Source organism: Streptomyces sp. JLBT605, assembly GCF_058215555.1.
Genome location: NZ_CM177087.1, coordinates 1613414 through 1629020, shown reverse-complemented (window position 1 = coordinate 1629020; position 15607 = coordinate 1613414). Strand labels below are relative to the sequence as shown.

Below are 15607 nucleotides of genomic sequence, written 5' to 3'. Positions count from 1 at the left end.
GCACAAATGAACATTCCGACAGGGGAGCGCGCACAGCGCTGAGAGTGCGGCAAGGCCGCAGACCCTCGGACCTGATCCGGGTCATACCGGCGTAGGGAGTCTTCGCACCATGAACACCAGCCTTCGGCGTGCCCTCGGGGCCGCCCTGGTCGGCACGCTCGCCGCCACCACCCTCGCCGCCTGCGGCGACTCCGACGACAGCGGCGGCGGCTCGAAGTCCAAGACCGTCACCCTGGTCACCCACGAGTCCTTCAAGATCTCCAAGGCCGTGCGGCAGGAGTTCGAGAAGGAGAGCGGCTACCGGCTGCGGATCCTCTCGAACGGGGACGCCGGTCTCGCCGTCAACAAGGCGGTGCTCTCCAAGAGCCACCCCGAAGGCGATGTGTTCTTCGGTGTCGACAACACCCTGCTCTCCCGCGCCCTGGACAACGACGTGTTCACGGCGTACGAGGCCAAGGGCCTGGAGGGGATCCCCGAGTACCTCCGGCTGGACGGGGACAAGCACCGCGTCACCCCCGTCGACACCGGCGAGATCTGCGTCAACTACGACAAGAAGTACTTCGCGGAGAAGAAGCTGGCGCCGCCGAAGACCTTCGACGATCTGGTCAAGCCCGCCTACAAGGACCTGCTGGTCACCGAGAACGCCGCGACCTCCTCGCCCGGCCTCGCCTTCCTGCTGGCCACGGCGGCCAAGTACGGGGACGACGGCTGGGAGGGCTACTGGAAGAAGCTCAAGGCCAACGGCGTCGAGGTGGTCGACGGCTGGGAGCAGGCGTACAACGGCCGCTTCTCCGGCTCCTCCGCCGGCAGGAAGGCCGGCGGCGACCGGCCGCTGGTCGTCAGCTACGCCTCCAGCCCGCCCGCCGAGGTGTACTTCGCCAAGCCGCAGCCCAAGCAGGCCCCGACCGGTGTGGCCACCGGCACCTGCTTCCGGCAGACCGAGTTCGCCGGACTGCTCAGCGGCGCGCGGAACGAGGCCGGCGGCAAGGCCCTGCTGGACTTCCTGATCAGCAAGCGGTTCCAGGAGGACGTGCCGCTGACCATGTTCGTCAACCCGGCCGTCAAGGGCGTGAAGCTGCCGGAGGTCTTCACCGAGTTCGGCGCGAAGGTGGAGTCCCCCGAGACCATGGCTCCCCAGAAGATCGCCGAGAACCGTGAGCCGTGGGTCACGTCATGGTCCTCCCTGGTCCTGTAAAGACCCCCGCTCGTCCGCCCGCCGCGCGGCGCCCACGCGACCCGCGCGGCGCCGCGGTGCGGTTCGGCCTGATGGCCTTGCCACTCGCCTTCCTCGCGGTGTTCTTCGCCTATCCGGTGTCCGCCATCGTCACCCGGGGGCTGAAGACCGACGGGAGGTGGCGGTTCGGCCGGGTCGGTGAGGTGCTCACCGACCCGCACATCCGGGACGTGCTGTGGTTCACCACCTGGCAGGCGGCCGCCTCCACTGCCCTGACGCTGGCGGTCGCGCTGCCCGGCGCCTACGTCTTCGCCCGCTTCGCCTTCCCCGGCAAGCAACTGCTGCGCGCCGTGGTGACGGTGCCGTTCGTCCTGCCGACCGTCGTCGCCGGCACCGCCTTCCTGGCCCTGCTCGGCCGCGGCGGACTCCTCGATGAGCTGTGGGGCGTGCGGCTGGACACCACCGTCTGGGCCATCCTGCTGGCACACGTCTTCTTCAACTACGCGGTGGTGGTCCGGACCGTCGGCGGGCTGTGGGCCCAGCTCGACCCCGGCCAGGAGGAGGCCGCCCGGGTGCTCGGCGCGAGCCGCCTCGCGGCCTGGCGGAAGGTCACCCTGCCCGCGCTGGGGCCCGCCGTGGCCGCCGCCGCGCTCATGGTGTTCCTCTTCACCTTCAGCTCCTTCGGCGTCGTCCAGATCCTCGGCGGTCCGCACTACGCCACGCTGGAGGTGGAGATCTACCGGCAGACCGCGCAACTGCTGGACCTGCCGACCGCCGCCGTCCTCACCCTGATCCAGTTCGCCGTCGCCGCCGCGCTGCTCACGGTGCACGCCTGGACCGTACGCCGCCGGGAGAGCACCCTGCGCCTGGTCGACCCGGCGCGGACCGCCCGCCGCCCGCGCGGCGCCGGGCAGTGGGCGCTGCTGGGCGTGGTGCTGGTCCAGATCGCGCTGCTGATCCTGCTGCCGCTCGGCGTCCTGGTGGAGCGCAGCCTCGACACGCCGCAGGGTTACGGCCTGGCCTACTACCGCGCCCTGGGCTCGATCGACGGCAGCGGCGGGGTCTTCCTGGTGGCGCCGATCGAGGCGGTGGGGAACTCCCTGCGGTACGCCGCCGTCGCCACCCTCATCGCCCTGCTCATCGGCGGGCTCGCGGCCACCGCCCTCACCAGGCGGGCCGGCCGCCTGGTGCGCGGGTTCGACGCGCTGCTGATGCTGCCGCTGGGCGTGTCGGCCGTCACCGTCGGCTTCGGCTTCCTGATCGCGCTCGACGAACCGCCGCTGGACCTGCGCGCCTCCTGGATCCTGGTGCCGCTGGCCCAGGCCCTGGTCGGGGTGCCGTTCGTGGTGCGCACCATGCTGCCGGTGCTGCGGGCCGTCGACCACCGGCTGCGGGAGGCCGCCGCCGTCCTCGGCGCCTCCCCGCTGCGGGTCTGGCGCGAGGTGGACCTCCCCCTGGTCGGGCGGGCGCTGGGGATCTCGGCGGGGTTCGCGTTCGCCGTCTCGCTGGGCGAGTTCGGCGCCACGATCTTCATCGCCCGGCCCGACAACCCGACGCTGCCGGTGGCGGTGGCCCGCTTCCTGGGCCGCCCCGGCGACCTCAACTACGGGCAGGCGATGGCGCTCAGCACCGTGCTGATGCTGGTGTGCGCCTGCGCGCTGCTGGTGCTGGAGAAGATCAGAGCCGACCGGGCGGGGGAGTTGTAGATGGCCATGCTGCGCCTGGAGAAGGTGACCGTCCGCTTCGGTGAGCGGGCGGCGCTGGACGGCGTGGACCTGGAGGTCGCCGAGCACGAGACGGTGTGCGTGCTGGGGCCCAGCGGCAGCGGCAAGTCCACCCTGCTGCGGGTGGTGGCCGGGCTGCAACGCGCGGACGCCGGCCGGGTGTGGCTGGCCGGCCGCGACCAGGCCGGGGTGCCCACCCACCGCCGCGGCGTGGGGCTGATGTTCCAGGACCACCAGCTCTTCCCGCAGCGCGACGTCGGCGCCAACGTCGCCTTCGGACTGCGGATGCGCGGCATCGCCCGCGCCGAGCGGAACGACACCGTCGCCGGACTGCTGGACCTGGTCGGGCTGCCGGGCGCGCAGCGCCGCGCCGTCGCGGCCCTGTCCGGCGGCGAACAGCAGCGCGTCGCGCTCGCCCGCGCGCTGGCCCCCAGCCCCAAGGTGCTGATGCTGGACGAGCCGCTCGGGCAGCTCGACCGGAGCCTGCGGGAGCGGCTGGTGGTCGAGCTCCGCCAGCTGTTCGACCGGCTGGGCACCACGGTGCTCGCGGTCACCCACGACCAGGGTGAGGCGTTCGCGCTCGCCGACCGGGTGGTGGTGATGGAGCGCGGGCGGATAGCGCAGACCGGCACCCCGCTTGAGGTGTGGCAGCGGCCGGCCTCCGAATTCGTGGCCCGCTTCCTGGGCTTCGGCAACGTGGTCCGGGCGAGCGTGCACGGCACCGCCGCCGACACCCCCTGGGGCAAGGTGCCGGTGCCGGGGTCCTCCCCGCAGGGCCCCTGCCGGCTGCTGGTCCGCCCGGCCGGTGTCCGGCTCGTGGACGAGCGGGAGGGCTTGGAGTGCGAGGTGGCCGGCCGCACCTTCCGCGGCGACCATGTGGCGCTGATCCTCCAGCCGCGGGACGCGCCACGGCTGGAGGCCGCCTGCGGGCTGCGGGAGGCTCCGGAGGCCGGGCAGCGGGTGGGCGTGGCGTTCGCCGCCGAGGAAGTGGTGGTGCTCCCCGCCGGCCGGTGACCGGGTGGCCGCGCCTGGCGGAGCGACAACGTGACGACGGGCCGGGGCCGCCTGGAATCCGCCCGGCGGCCGCGCCCGTTTCGTCGGCCCGGCCCGGCCCGGCAGGCGGCGGGTCAGCGGGTCAGCCGGGCAGCGGCACGGTGAGCAGCTCGGCGACCGCGCAGGTCAGGCCGGCCAGGACGGTGAGGAGCACGGTGCCGCGCAGGGCGACGGCCGCGCGCAGCAGCCGGGTGGACGCCCCGATCCGGATCAGGGTGCTGGTCGTCCCCTCGCGGATGCCGCGGACCTCCATCGCCGCGGTGAGAGCGGTGGCGGTGGCGCACGCCATCACCAGCGCCGCGCCCAGCCCGGCGACCGCACCGGCGGAGCGGAGCGCCCGGCCGTAGAGGTCGACGATGGCGTACGCGCTGGTGGCGACGGCGCACAGCACACCCAGCGGCCGGCCCAGCCGCTTCGCGTCCACCTCCAGCGCCCGGCCGGCCAGCAGCCGCAGCGGGCCCGGGCGCCCGGCCGCCAGCACCCTGCCGCACAGCTGGGCCAGGCCCGTCCCGGCGAGCATCAGCCCGATGACGGCCAGCACCCAGCCGACGAAGACACCCGGCGGGCTCTGCACGGTGCGGTCGGGGAGCGGCAGCAGCTCGCCGGCGGCAGCGCCCGCGCCCCGGCAGGCGTAGCTCTCCAGGGCGAGCCCGGCGGCGATCAGCGCGACCCCCCAGGGCAGCCCGGTGTCGACCGGACCGGCGGTGGGCGCGGGCGCGGATCCGGACCGGGCGGCCGGGGCGGAATCCGCCGGTCCGTCACCCTCCGCCCGCTCTGCTCGTCCCTCCGTGGGTTGGTCGGGCGCCGACCGCTCCGCCGGAACCGCTACCGCCGCGGCGGGCGGCTCGGGGCGGCGCGACCGTTCCTGACGCGGCCACAAGAAGATCGTGCTGGTCACGCCAGCCACCGCGGGGACCGCGGCGGGCAGCAGCAGCACCGCGCCCAGTGGCAGATGCGTCCCGCGGCCCAGGTATCCGGTGAGTGCCGCGGTCGGCAGCTCGGCCTGGTACCGGCGGGCGCAGACGAAGGCCGCCAGCGCCAGGGCGCTGCCCAGCCCGCAGAAGAGCGTGGTCGAGGCGGCCGCCAGCCGGGCGCTGCGGGCCGGCCCGAATCCCGCGGCGGTGAGCCCGGGGCCGCCTTCGGTGCCGCGGTCGATCCGGGCGATGGCCACCGCGAGCTGGACCGTGGCGGCCAGCGGCACGGCGCACCACAGCAGCCGCTGCTGGGAGCCGCCGGACTCCCCGGGGTGCGCGGCGGCATACCCCAGGCTGCACAGCAGCAGGAATCCCGTGCCCGCCGAGGCGGCGGTGACCAGCAGCCGCCGGAGCAGGACGAGGGGATGGGCGCCGCGGGCTAGGCGGAGACTGAGCACGCGCCTTGGCCTTCTGCGTCCGGAGCGGGAACGAGCGGGCCGACCCGGCGCCCGTCGAGGAGGGTGACGGTCTGGTCGGCGTGCGGGGCCGCTTCGCTGTCGTGGGTGGCGAGGACGACGGTGATGCGGTGCGAGCGGGCCGCCGCGGTGAGGGTGCGCAGCACCTGGCCGCGGTCGGCGCGGTGCAGCGGCGCGGTGGGCTCGTCGGCGAAGAGCACCTTGGGCTTGACGGCCAGCGCGCGGGCGATGGCCACGCGCTGGCGCTGCGACTGCAGCAGCGCGGCCGGGCGCTCGCGCTCCAGGTCGCCGACGTCGAGCCGGTCAAGCCACTCGCGCGCGGCGGTGCGGGCGGCGCGGCGCGGGGTGCCGCGGAGCATCAGGGGGAGTGCGACGTTCTCCCAGACCGTCAGCTCGGGCACCAGCTGCGGCTCGGTGTCGATCCAGCCGAAGCGCTCCCGGCGCAGCCGCTCGCGGCCGAGCCGGGTGAGGGTGTGCACCGGGGCGCTGTTGAACCAGACCTCGCCCTGGTCCGGCAGCAGCTGGCCGGAGAGGCACTTGAGCAGGGTGGTCTTGCCGGATCCGCGCGGCCCGGTGACGGCCATGACCTCGCCCTCGCGCACGCCGACGGAGACGCCGACGAGCGCGGGCGAGCCGCTGTACGCGTACGCCACCGTGCGCGCCCACAACATGTCGTCGTCCGGTGGAGCCACCATCCCAAGCACCTCGGCTTACCTAACGATTGTCCGCTCCCCTGGATGGGTGAACGAGGACAAGGCCAATCGGTCACTGGCACGGTAAGGACTCGCACCGGCGGATCCCGCCCAGGCTCGTCGCGGGCGGGGCCCGTTTCCTCCGATCAGCCCTCGTTCAGGTCGATCGACTTTCGCCCAAATCGGTCAAGTTCGATCAATTTCGGCCCGAAGGGTCAGAGCTTGGTCCACGCCTCGGTGAGGACCGACCGCAGGATCTGCTCGATCTCGTCGAAGGTCTCCTGGGTGGAGATCAGCGGCGGGGCGAGCTGGACGACCGGGTCGCCGCGGTCGTCGGCGCGGCAGTACAGGCCGGCGTCGAACAGCGCCTTGGACAGGAAGCCGTACAGGACGCGCTCGGTCTCCTCCTCGTCGAAGGAGGCCTTGGTGGTCTTGTCCTTCACCAGCTCGATGCCGTAGAAGAAGCCGTTGCCGCGGACGTCGCCGACGATCGGCAGGTCGTGCAGCTTCTGCAGCGTCTTCAGGAACGCCCCCTCGTTGTCGAGCACGTGCTGGTTGAGCTGCTCGCGCTCGAAGAGGTCGAGGTTGGCCAGGCCGACGGCCGCGGAGACCGGGTGGCCGCCGAAGGTGTAGCCGTGCAGGAAGGTGTTGCCGCCGCGGTAGAACGGCTCGGCGATGCGGTCGGAGATGACGCAGGCGCCGATCGGGGAGTAGCCCGAGGTCATGCCCTTGGCGCAGGTGATCATGTCGGGCACGTAGCCGAACTTGTCACAGGCGAACGTCGTGCCGAGGCGGCCGAAGGCGCAGATGACCTCGTCGGAGACGAGCAGGACGTCGTACTGGTCGCAGATCTCGCGGACCCGCTGGAAGTACCCGGGCGGCGGCGGGAAGCAGCCACCGGCGTTCTGCACCGGCTCCAGGAAGACCGCGGCGACGGTGTCCGGACCCTCGAAGAGGATCTGCTGCTCGATCTGGTCGGCGGCCCAGCGGCCGAACGCCTCCGGGTCGTCGCCGTGGATCGGGGCGCGGTAGATGTTGGTGTTGGGCACCTTGTGCGCGCCCGGCACCAGCGGCTCGAACGGGGCCTTCAAGGCCGGCAGCCCGGTGATGGACAGCGCGCCCTGCGGGGTGCCGTGGTAGGCCACCGCGCGGGATATGACCTTGTACTTGGTCGGCTTGCCCACCAGCTTGAAGTACTGCTTGGCGAGCTTCCAGGCGGTCTCGACCGCCTCACCGCCACCGGTGGTGAAGAAGACCTTGTTGAGATCGCCGGGAGCCTCGTGCGCCAGGCGCTCGGCCAGCTCGACGGCCATGGGGTGGGCGTAGGACCACACCGGGAAGAAGGCCAGCTCCTCGGCCTGCTTGGCGGCGACCTCGGCCAGCTCCCGCCGGCCGTGGCCGGCCTGGACCACGAACAGGCCCGCCAGACCGTCGAGGTAGCGCTTGCCCTTGTCGTCGTAGATGTAGGTGCCCTCGCCGCGCACGATGGTCGGCACGGGGGCGTTCTCGTACGACGACATGCGGGTGAAGTGCATCCACAGGTGGTCGTACGCCTTCTTGGAGAGGTCGGCGCTCATTGCTATCTCGTTCCCCAGGTGTAGGTCTGCTTGCGGAGCTTGAGGTAGACGAAGCTCTCGGTGGAGCGCACGCCGGGCAGCGTGCGGATCCGCTTGTTGATCATTTGCAGCAGGTGGTCGTCGTCCTCGCAGACGATCTCGATGATGAGATCGAAGGAGCCGGCGGTCATCACCACGTACTCGACCTCTTCCATGGCCGTCAGCGCGTCGGCCACCGGGTCGAGGTCGCCCTCGACGTTGATGCCGACCATCGCCTGCCGCCGCAGACCCACCGTGAGCGGGTCGGTGACGGCGACGATCTGCATCACGCCCTGGTCGAGCAGTTTCTGTACGCGTTGCCGGACGGCCGCCTCGGACAGGCCCACGGCCTTGCCGATGGCGGCGTACGGACGGCGTCCGTCCTCCTGGAGCTGCTCGATGATCGCCAGGGAGACGGAGTCGATCGACGGCGTGCCGTTCTTGTCAGTGGCCACGTTCCTCACTCTGCACGAGGACTCGACAGTCTGGCAACCCCAAACCGATGAAATTCGTTGTTCCGGGGATCGAATCTCACGGATTCCGTAGTTGTCGCCGGGCGGGTATGTTGAAAACGTCGCAACGGAGACTAGGGTGGGGTGTCTCACCCATTGGACATCTGACAGGAGGGGTCGCACGTGACCACCGAACTGCGTCGTCTGCGTAACTACATCGACGGGGAGTTCCGGGACGCCACCGACGGGCGGACCACGGAGGTGGTCAACCCGGCCACGGGCGAGGCATACGCCACCGCCCCGCTCTCCGGCGCGACCGACGTCGACGCCGCCATGGAGGCCGCGGCCAAGGCATTCCCGGCCTGGCGCGACCTGGTCCCCGCCGAGCGCCAGAAGGCACTGCTCAAGATCGCCGACGCCTTCGAGGCGCGGGCCGAGGAGCTGATCGCCGCCGAGTCGGAGAACACCGGCAAGCCGATCGTGCTGACGCGGGACGAGGAGGTCCCGCCGATGATCGACCAGATCCGCTTCTTCGCGGGCGCCGCCCGCATGCTGGAGGGCCGCTCGGCCGGCGAGTACATGGACGGCCTGACCTCCATCATCCGCCGCGAGCCGGTCGGCGTCTGTGCGCAGGTCGCCCCGTGGAACTACCCCATGATGATGGCCGTGTGGAAGTTCGCCCCGGCGCTCGCCGCGGGCAACACCGTCGTCCTCAAGCCCTCCGACACCACCCCGGCCTCCACCGTGCTGATCGCCGAGATCATCGGTGGCGTGCTGGCCGAGCTCGGCCACCCCAAGGGCGTCTTCAACGTCATCTGCGGTGACCGCGAGACCGGCCGCCTGATGGTCGAGCACTCCGTGCCGGCGATGGCCTCCATCACCGGCTCGGTACGCGCCGGCATGCAGGTCGCCGAGAGCGCCTCCAAGGACCTCAAGCGCGTCCACCTGGAGCTCGGCGGCAAGGCCCCGGTCGTGGTCTTCGGGGACACCGACATCGCCAAGGCCGTCGAGGACATCTCGGTCGCGGGCTTCTTCAACGCCGGCCAGGACTGCACCGCCGCCACCCGCGTGCTGGTGCACGAGTCCATCCACGACGAGTTCGTGACCGCGCTGGCCAAGGCCGCCGCCGAGACCAAGACCGGCCAGCCGGACGACGAGGACGTGCTCTACGGCCCGCTCAACAACGCCAACCAGCTCGCCCAGGTCAGCGGCTTCATCGACCGCCTGCCGGCGCACGCCAAGGTCGAGGCGGGCGGCCACCGGGTCGGCGACAAGGGCTACTTCTACGCCCCCACCGTCGTCTCCGGCCTCAAGCAGGACGACGAGATCGTCCAGAACGAGGTCTTCGGCCCGGTCATCACCGTCCAGTCCTTCTCCGACGAGGCGCAGGCCGTGGAGTACGCCAACGGCGTCGAGTACGCGCTGGCCTCCTCGGTGTGGACCAAGGACCACGCCCGCGCGATGCGCATGTCCAAGGCGCTGGACTTCGGCTGCGTGTGGATCAACACCCACATCCCGCTGGTCGCCGAGATGCCGCACGGCGGCTTCAAGAAGTCCGGCTACGGCAAGGACCTGTCGGCGTACGGGTTCGAGGACTACACGCGCATCAAGCACGTGATGACGTCGCTGGACGGCTGATAGTCGCTGAGATGTTCGGGCCCCGGGACACATGGCCGTGTCCCGGGGCCCTGCTTATCGTTTAACCGTGCGGCTGCGCGTTCGCGCTGGGAGGGGAGGAGCGGCACGATGACCGTCGTACTGACCGACAGGATCGAGATGGCCGACAGCGACACGCAGGGCTTGGACAGGAAGTTCGAGCTGCTGGAGCGCATCACCCCCGAAGGCTTCAGGGCCGAGATCGTCGAGGGGGCTATCTTCATGACACCGCAGCGCACGACGCATTGGGACGTCATCCGAAGGGTGCTGCGGCAGCTGGAGGATCACTTCGGTGAGGACGCCGAGATCACGTCCGATGTGCGCATCGACTTCCCCGGATACGAGAACGGATTCTGCCCCGACCTGGCCAAGGTGGCCGACGGAGCGAAGCGGGATGAGAAGGGACGCTGGTCCTACCACGACGTCGAGTTCGTGCTGGAGGTCATCTCCCGGGGGACGGACACCAACGACTACGGCAAGAAGAAGGACACGTATGCCGCAGCGGGCGTACCCGTCTACCTGATTGCCGACCCCTACTCCCGGCAGTGCCATCTGTTCACGGAGCCGAAGAACGAGGAGTACCGAAACAGGCGCGTGATCGACTTCGGCGACCCGATCGATCTCACGGGTACGGTCATCGACCTGACGCTCTCCACCAAGCGCTTCCCCCACGACTGACCACCAGCCCCCGCAGCGCGCCAATGCGGTTGGTCGTGATCGAGTCCACGCCCGCCCGCATCAGCCGCCCCATCGACCACCGTGTGTCCGCCGTCCACGCGGAGACCAGCAGGCCGTCGGCGTGGGCGCGGTCCACGAGGCGCGGGGAGACCAACCCCCAGCGGTAGTTGAGCCAGCGGGGCCGCAGCTCGGACAGCAGAGCGGGGCTGGGCGGGGCCGACGTGGTCCACGTCAGCGCGATCTCCGCCGCCGGATCCGCGCGCCGCACCGCCCACAGCGCGGCCAGAGACCCGCTGTAGTACGCCCGGTCGGCCGCACCAGACGCGCGGACCTCGTCCAGGGCGGCGGGCACCGCCGAGACATCCGGCAGATCGACCATGACCCGGCACGCGCCGCACTCGCCCAGCGCGGCGCGCAGCGTCGGCACCCCGCCGCCCGTCACCCCGGCCACCTCCGCCGCCGTCAGCAGCGCCAGCGGGCGGTCGTGCTCCCACAGCCGCTTGAGGGTGGCGTCATGCAGGACCACCGGAACGCCGTCCCGGGTGAGCCGCACGTCGATCTCCACCGCGTCGGCACCGGCCCCGACCGCCGAGCGGATCGACGGCAGGGTGTTCTCGCGGTGGGCGAAGGGATCACCGCGGTGGGCGACGGCGGTGAACGCGCGGTTCATGGCCCGGGACATGGCAGGCTCCCGGCGGGTCAGCGGCCCGCCGCCGCGGTGTAGGCGTCGATCTCCGCGCTCAGCCGCGCCTTGCCCGCCGCGTCCATGAAGGAGGCCTCGACCGCGTTCTTCGCCAGCGCCGCGACGCCTGCCGCGTCGAGCCCCAGCAGCCGGGCGGCCACCGCGTACTCGGAGTTCAGGTCGGTGCCGAACATCGGCGGGTCGTCGCTGTTGATGGTGACCAGCACCCCCGCCGCCACCATCTCCTTGATCGGGTGCTCGTCCAGCGTGGCGACCGCGCGGGTGGCGATGTTGGAGGTCGGGCAGACCTCCAGCGGGATCCGGTGCTCGGCCAGGTGCGCCAGCAGCTTGGGGTCCTGGGCGCTGCTGGTGCCGTGGCCGATGCGCTCCGCCCGCAGCTCGGTGAGCGCGTCCCAGACCGTCTGCGGCCCGGTGGTCTCGCCCGCGTGCGGGACGCTGTGCAGGCCCGCGGCGATCGCGCGGTCGAAGTACGGCTTGAACTGCGGGCGCGGAACACCGATCTCCGGGCCGCCCAGACCGAAGCTGACCAGGCCCTCGGGCCGCAGCTCGGTGGCGATCCGGGTCGTCTCCTCGGCAGCCTCCAGGCCCGCCTCGCCGGGTATGTCGAAGCACCAGCGCAGCACGACGCCCAGCTCCGCCTCGGCCGCCTTGCGGGCGTCCTCGATCGCCTCCACGAAGGCGACGTCGGGGATGCCGCGCCGGGTGGAGCTGAAGGGGGTGACCGTCAGCTCGGAGTACCGGATGTTCTGCCGCGCCATGTCCCGGGCGACCTCGTAGGTCAGCAGCCGCACGTCCTCGGCGTCGCGGATGAGGTCCACCACCGAGAGGTAGATCTCGACGAAGTGCGCGAAGTCGCGGAAGACGAAGTAGTCCGCGAGCGCCTCGGGGTCGGTCGGCACCCGCGAGTCGGGGTGGCGGGCGGCCAGCTCCGCCACGATCCGCGGCGACGCCGATCCCACGTGATGGACATGCAGCTCGGCCTTGGGCAGGCCGGCGATGAAGCTGCTGAGATCGGTCATCGGATCCTCCCGGTGGGCGGGCCGTCTTCGGCCCGGCGGCAGATCTCGCCATCGTAATCGGGCGTACTCCGGCAGCCGGATCCGGGCATAGCATGGCCGGGCGACGCAGCGTATGGGGGAGACAACAGATGGGCGAAGAGTCCGAGCAGCGGCCCGAAGCTCCGGGAGCCGAGTCCCGGCCGCCGCAGGAGCGCGAGCGCGATCCCTGGGCACCGCCGGAGGACCGGGTGCCGCTGGACAAGCCGCCGGCGGACCGTAACCAGTCCGCGACCCCGGCCCCGTCCCCGGACGCGATACCGAGCATGCCGACGCTGCCGGGCACCCCCCTGGCCCCCGGGCACCCCGGGACCCCGCCCGGCGGTCCGCAGGCCGGTGGGTGGCCGCCCGGCCCGCCCGCGCCGGCCGCCGGCCCGCATGCCCCGGTGCCACCGCCGCCGATCGCGCCCACCGGCCCGGGCACGCCCAGCGCCTACCCGGGCGCGCACCCCGGCCAGGGCGGCTACGGACAGGTGCCGTACGGGCATCCCGGATACGGCTACCCGGGCCACCCCCAGCCGGGCGCCTACCCCGGCGCCGCCCCCTACGGACCGCCCTATGGCCACCCCGGCGCGCCGTACGGCTGGCAGGGCGGATACGTCCCCAACAACGGCCACGGCATCGCCGCGCTGGTGCTCGGCATCGTCGGCCTGGTGCTCTGCTTCACCATGGTCCTGGGGATCATCCTCGGCGTCCTGGCGGTCATCTTCGGCGTCCTCGGCCGGGGCCGGGTGGCCCGGGGCCAGGCCACCAACGACGGCCAGGCGATCGCCGGGCTCATCCTCGGCGTCCTGGCGCTGATCGCCAGCGTCATCGTGCTCGTCGCCGTCATCATCGACGAGCGGAACGACGACGATGACGACGACGACTCCTATTCCCGGACCGCCGTGGTGCTCGTGGTCTCCCCGGACGGGGCCGCCGCACCGGACGCAAGCCCCGAGCCTGACGGGTCCCAGGGGCTGGACGGGGCGCCCGCGGCCAGCTGCTGACGCGCCTCCATCAGCGCGAATCCCAGCAGATTGAGGCCAAGCCAGCGGGCCGGGTCCGCCGCCCGCTCGTCGTCGGCGGCCAGCCCGATGCCCCACACGCGGTCCAGCGGGCTGGCCTCCACGAGCACCCGCTCGCCGGTGCCCAGCAGATAGTCGCGCAGCTCGGGGTGGGCACCGAACTTGTGCACACTGCCGCGCACCACCAGATCGAAGCGGTGCGCCGCCCACACCGACTCGTCGAAGCCGCGCACCGACCGCCCCGCGTCCTTGGCCTGCTTGGGGTGGGTCGCGGCTATCGCCCGCCGTTCGGCCTCCTCGTCGCCGAACAGCCGCGCCTTCGCCGCCATCATCCAGTGCTCGGCGGTCTCGTACCGGACGCCGTCGATCGTGAACGGCGCCGGCCACCACTGGCTGAAACAGCTCGGCCCGACACTGCCGTCCCGGCGCGGCCGGTGCCCCCAGAACCACACGTACTTCACGCGCTCGCCGGCCGCCGTCCGCTCGACCAGCTCCGCCACCGACCTCGGCCCCGCCGGATTCCCCGGCACGGCGCCGTGCTTCACCACCTCGTCCATGGCGTGATTCTGGCAGTCACCTCGGACATCTCCACCGGAATATCCGCCGGAAGCTCCGGCGGAACGTCTCCGGCCGGGGCCGCTCAGGGCCGCCCGGACGGCTGGGTCGGCGGCCGTGGTGCGGCGACCGCTCGAAGACCGAATCCGTCGAGAAACTAAAAATCAACGACGGAATCCCTTGTTCAAGCGTGGTTCAGCTGCCAGGATCAGCGTTCAATTCCGGTCGGAGCCACGCCGCCACCTTCATGGAGCGGCGTTCGGCGGAGCGTCGGAACTGAAGTCCTTCAGGCGGAGGAGAGCCAGCGCGATGGACCAGCGATTCGATGGGGCGGCACGGTTCGCCAAGGGCGCGCAGTACATCGCGGGCCGGCTGACCCCGGGCACCTCGGGGCGGACCCAGTCGGTGACCGACCCGGCCACCGGCGCGCGGGTGCTGGAGTACGAGCCGGCGGGCCCGGCCGACGTGGACGCCGCCGTCGCCGCCGCCACCGCGGCCTTCCCCGGCTGGGCGGGCGCCACCCCCGGTGAGCGGTCGGACGCCCTGCACCGCTTCGCCGCGGTCCTGGCCGCGCAGGCGGGCGACCTCGCCGCCGCGGAGTCGGCGCAGTGCGGCAAGCCGCTGAAGCTCAGCAGTGAGTTCGACGTGCCCGGCACCGTGGACAACACCGCCTTCTTCGCCGGGGCCGCCCGCCATCTGGAGGGCAAGGCCGCCGCCGAGTACAGCGCCGACCACACCTCCTATGTGCGCCGCGAGCCGATCGGCGTCATCGGGTCCATCGCCCCCTGGAACTACCCCCTCCAGATGGCCGCCTGGAAGGTCCTGCCGGCCATCGCCGCGGGGAACACCATCGTCCTCAAGCCAGCCGAGATCACCCCGCTGACCTCGCTGATGTTCGCCGAGGCCGCCACCGAGGCGGGCATCCCGGACGGCGTCGTCAACGTGGTCTGCGGGGCGGGCCCGGACGCCGGTGAACACCTCGTCGGCCACGCGGGCGTCGCCATGACCTCCTTCACCGGATCCACGGCGGTCGGCCGGCGCGTCGCCGAGATCGCCACCGGCACCGTCAAGCGGCTCCATCTGGAGCTGGGCGGCAAGGCCCCCTTCGTGGTCTTCGACGACGCGGACCTGGAGGCCGCCGTGCACGGCGCGGTCGCCGGAGCCCTGATCAACACCGGCCAGGACTGCACCGCCGCCACCCGCGCCTATGTGCAGCGGCCGCTGTACGAGGCGTTCGTCACCGCCGTCGCCGACCTGATGGCGACCGTGCGGCTGGGGGACCCCTTCGACCCGGCCACCGACCTCGGCCCGCTGGTGACGCACGCCCAGCGCGACCGGGTCGCCGGATTCGTGGAGCGCGCCCGGGCGTACGCCACCGTCGTCACCGGCGGCGCCGCACCCGCCGGTGACCTGGCCCGCGGCGCCTACTACCGGCCGACGCTGATCACCGGCGCCGCCCAGGACAGCGAGATCGTCCAGTCCGAGATCTTCGGCCCGGTCCTGGTCGTCCTCCCCTTCGACAGCGACGACGAGGGACTCGCCCTCGCGGCCGACACCCCCTACGGGCTGGCCGCCTCCGCCTGGACCCGCGACGTCTACCGCGCCGGCCGCGCCACCCGCGAGCTGCGCGCCGGCTGCGTCTGGATCAACGACCACATCCCGATCATCAGTGAGATGCCGCACGGCGGCGTTCGGGCATCCGGCTTCGGCAAGGACATGTCCGCGTACTCGTTCGAGGAGTACACGCAGGTCAAGCACGTCATGTACGACAATACGGCGGTGCCCCGGAAGGGCTGGCACCGTACGGTCTTCGCAGACCGCTGACCACTGCCCCGGGGGACCGCAGACCACCTCACCGGCCGACCACCGGAAC

Annotated in this window: 14 protein-coding genes and 1 riboswitch; of the genes, 7 read left to right on the top strand and 7 right to left on the bottom strand. The window is 72.1% G+C overall.

Annotated features, from left to right (window positions below):
* The first annotated feature begins 10 nt into the window (after positions 1 to 10).
* A riboswitch (TPP riboswitch) is annotated at positions 11 to 115 on the top strand.
* The 3 genes from AC4BDD_RS07325 to AC4BDD_RS07315 all read left to right on the top strand — a co-directional run bounded on the left by AC4BDD_RS07325 (position 110) and on the right by AC4BDD_RS07315 (position 3912).
* Complete coding sequence (locus AC4BDD_RS07325) at positions 110 to 1195, top strand: thiamine ABC transporter substrate-binding protein (RefSeq protein WP_490690158.1); 1086 nt, start codon at positions 110 to 112, stop codon at positions 1193 to 1195. Its footprint overlaps the riboswitch before it by 6 nt.
* A gap of 71 nt (positions 1196 to 1266) precedes the next feature.
* Positions 1267 to 2880 (top strand): ABC transporter permease, encoded by a 1614-nt coding sequence (locus AC4BDD_RS07320; protein ID WP_490690157.1) that lies wholly within the window; start codon positions 1267 to 1269, stop codon positions 2878 to 2880.
* The gene (locus AC4BDD_RS07315; RefSeq protein ID WP_490690156.1) at positions 2881 to 3912 is read left to right on the top strand and encodes an ABC transporter ATP-binding protein; all 1032 of its coding nucleotides are present in this window, start codon (positions 2881 to 2883) and stop codon (positions 3910 to 3912) included.
* Positions 3913 to 4033: 121 nt separating this feature from the next.
* On the opposite strand, the gene AC4BDD_RS07310 is transcribed toward AC4BDD_RS07315, so the two are convergent.
* The 4 genes from AC4BDD_RS07310 to AC4BDD_RS07295 form a co-directional block, all read right to left on the bottom strand.
* Positions 4034 to 5323, bottom strand: a complete 1290-nt coding sequence (locus AC4BDD_RS07310) for a hypothetical protein (protein WP_490690155.1) — start codon at positions 5321 to 5323, stop codon at positions 4034 to 4036.
* Positions 5305 to 6036: an ABC transporter ATP-binding protein gene (locus AC4BDD_RS07305; protein WP_490690154.1), complete on the bottom strand. Its 732-nt coding sequence runs from the start codon at positions 6034 to 6036 to the stop codon at positions 5305 to 5307. Before AC4BDD_RS07305 ends, AC4BDD_RS07310 begins: the two co-directional genes overlap by 19 nt.
* A gap of 212 nt (positions 6037 to 6248) precedes the next feature.
* Positions 6249 to 7610 (bottom strand): aspartate aminotransferase family protein, encoded by a 1362-nt coding sequence (locus tag AC4BDD_RS07300; RefSeq protein WP_490690153.1) that lies wholly within the window; start codon positions 7608 to 7610, stop codon positions 6249 to 6251.
* 2 nt (positions 7611 to 7612) lie between these two features.
* Complete coding sequence (locus tag AC4BDD_RS07295) at positions 7613 to 8083, bottom strand: Lrp/AsnC family transcriptional regulator (RefSeq protein WP_197990565.1); 471 nt, start codon at positions 8081 to 8083, stop codon at positions 7613 to 7615.
* A 180-nt stretch (positions 8084 to 8263) separates the two neighbouring features.
* Here AC4BDD_RS07295 and AC4BDD_RS07290 point away from each other — a divergent pair, with 180 nt between their 5' ends.
* Complete coding sequence (locus tag AC4BDD_RS07290; protein ID WP_490690152.1) at positions 8264 to 9718, top strand: gamma-aminobutyraldehyde dehydrogenase; 1455 nt, start codon at positions 8264 to 8266, stop codon at positions 9716 to 9718.
* Positions 9719 to 9826: 108 nt separating this feature from the next.
* Positions 9827 to 10414, top strand: coding sequence for a Uma2 family endonuclease (locus AC4BDD_RS07285; RefSeq protein WP_490690151.1), 588 nt, complete (start codon positions 9827 to 9829; stop codon positions 10412 to 10414).
* On the opposite strand, the gene AC4BDD_RS07280 is transcribed toward AC4BDD_RS07285, so the two are convergent.
* Together AC4BDD_RS07280 and AC4BDD_RS07275 are read right to left on the bottom strand one after the other, a co-directional pair.
* Positions 10371 to 11096, bottom strand: a complete 726-nt coding sequence (locus AC4BDD_RS07280; protein ID WP_490690150.1) for a glycerophosphodiester phosphodiesterase — start codon at positions 11094 to 11096, stop codon at positions 10371 to 10373. The genes AC4BDD_RS07285 and AC4BDD_RS07280 overlap by 44 nt on opposite strands.
* Positions 11097 to 11113: 17 nt before the next feature.
* Entirely contained in the window at positions 11114 to 12136 is a 1023-nt protein-coding gene (locus tag AC4BDD_RS07275; RefSeq protein ID WP_490690149.1) for an adenosine deaminase, read from the bottom strand.
* Between the two features lie 128 nt (positions 12137 to 12264).
* Between AC4BDD_RS07275 and AC4BDD_RS07270 the strand changes: the two genes are divergently transcribed.
* Entirely contained in the window at positions 12265 to 13161 is an 897-nt protein-coding gene (locus AC4BDD_RS07270; RefSeq protein ID WP_490690148.1) for a DUF4190 domain-containing protein, read from the top strand.
* Here the strand turns inward: AC4BDD_RS07270 and ybiA are convergent.
* Positions 13044 to 13736: a riboflavin biosynthesis intermediates N-glycosidase gene (gene ybiA, locus AC4BDD_RS07265; RefSeq protein ID WP_490690147.1), complete on the bottom strand. Its 693-nt coding sequence runs from the start codon at positions 13734 to 13736 to the stop codon at positions 13044 to 13046. The genes AC4BDD_RS07270 and ybiA overlap by 118 nt on opposite strands.
* A gap of 307 nt (positions 13737 to 14043) precedes the next feature.
* On the opposite strand from ybiA, the gene AC4BDD_RS07260 reads away from it, so the two are divergent.
* Complete coding sequence (locus AC4BDD_RS07260; protein WP_490690146.1) at positions 14044 to 15558, top strand: gamma-aminobutyraldehyde dehydrogenase; 1515 nt, start codon at positions 14044 to 14046, stop codon at positions 15556 to 15558.
* Positions 15559 to 15607 lie beyond the last annotated feature (49 nt).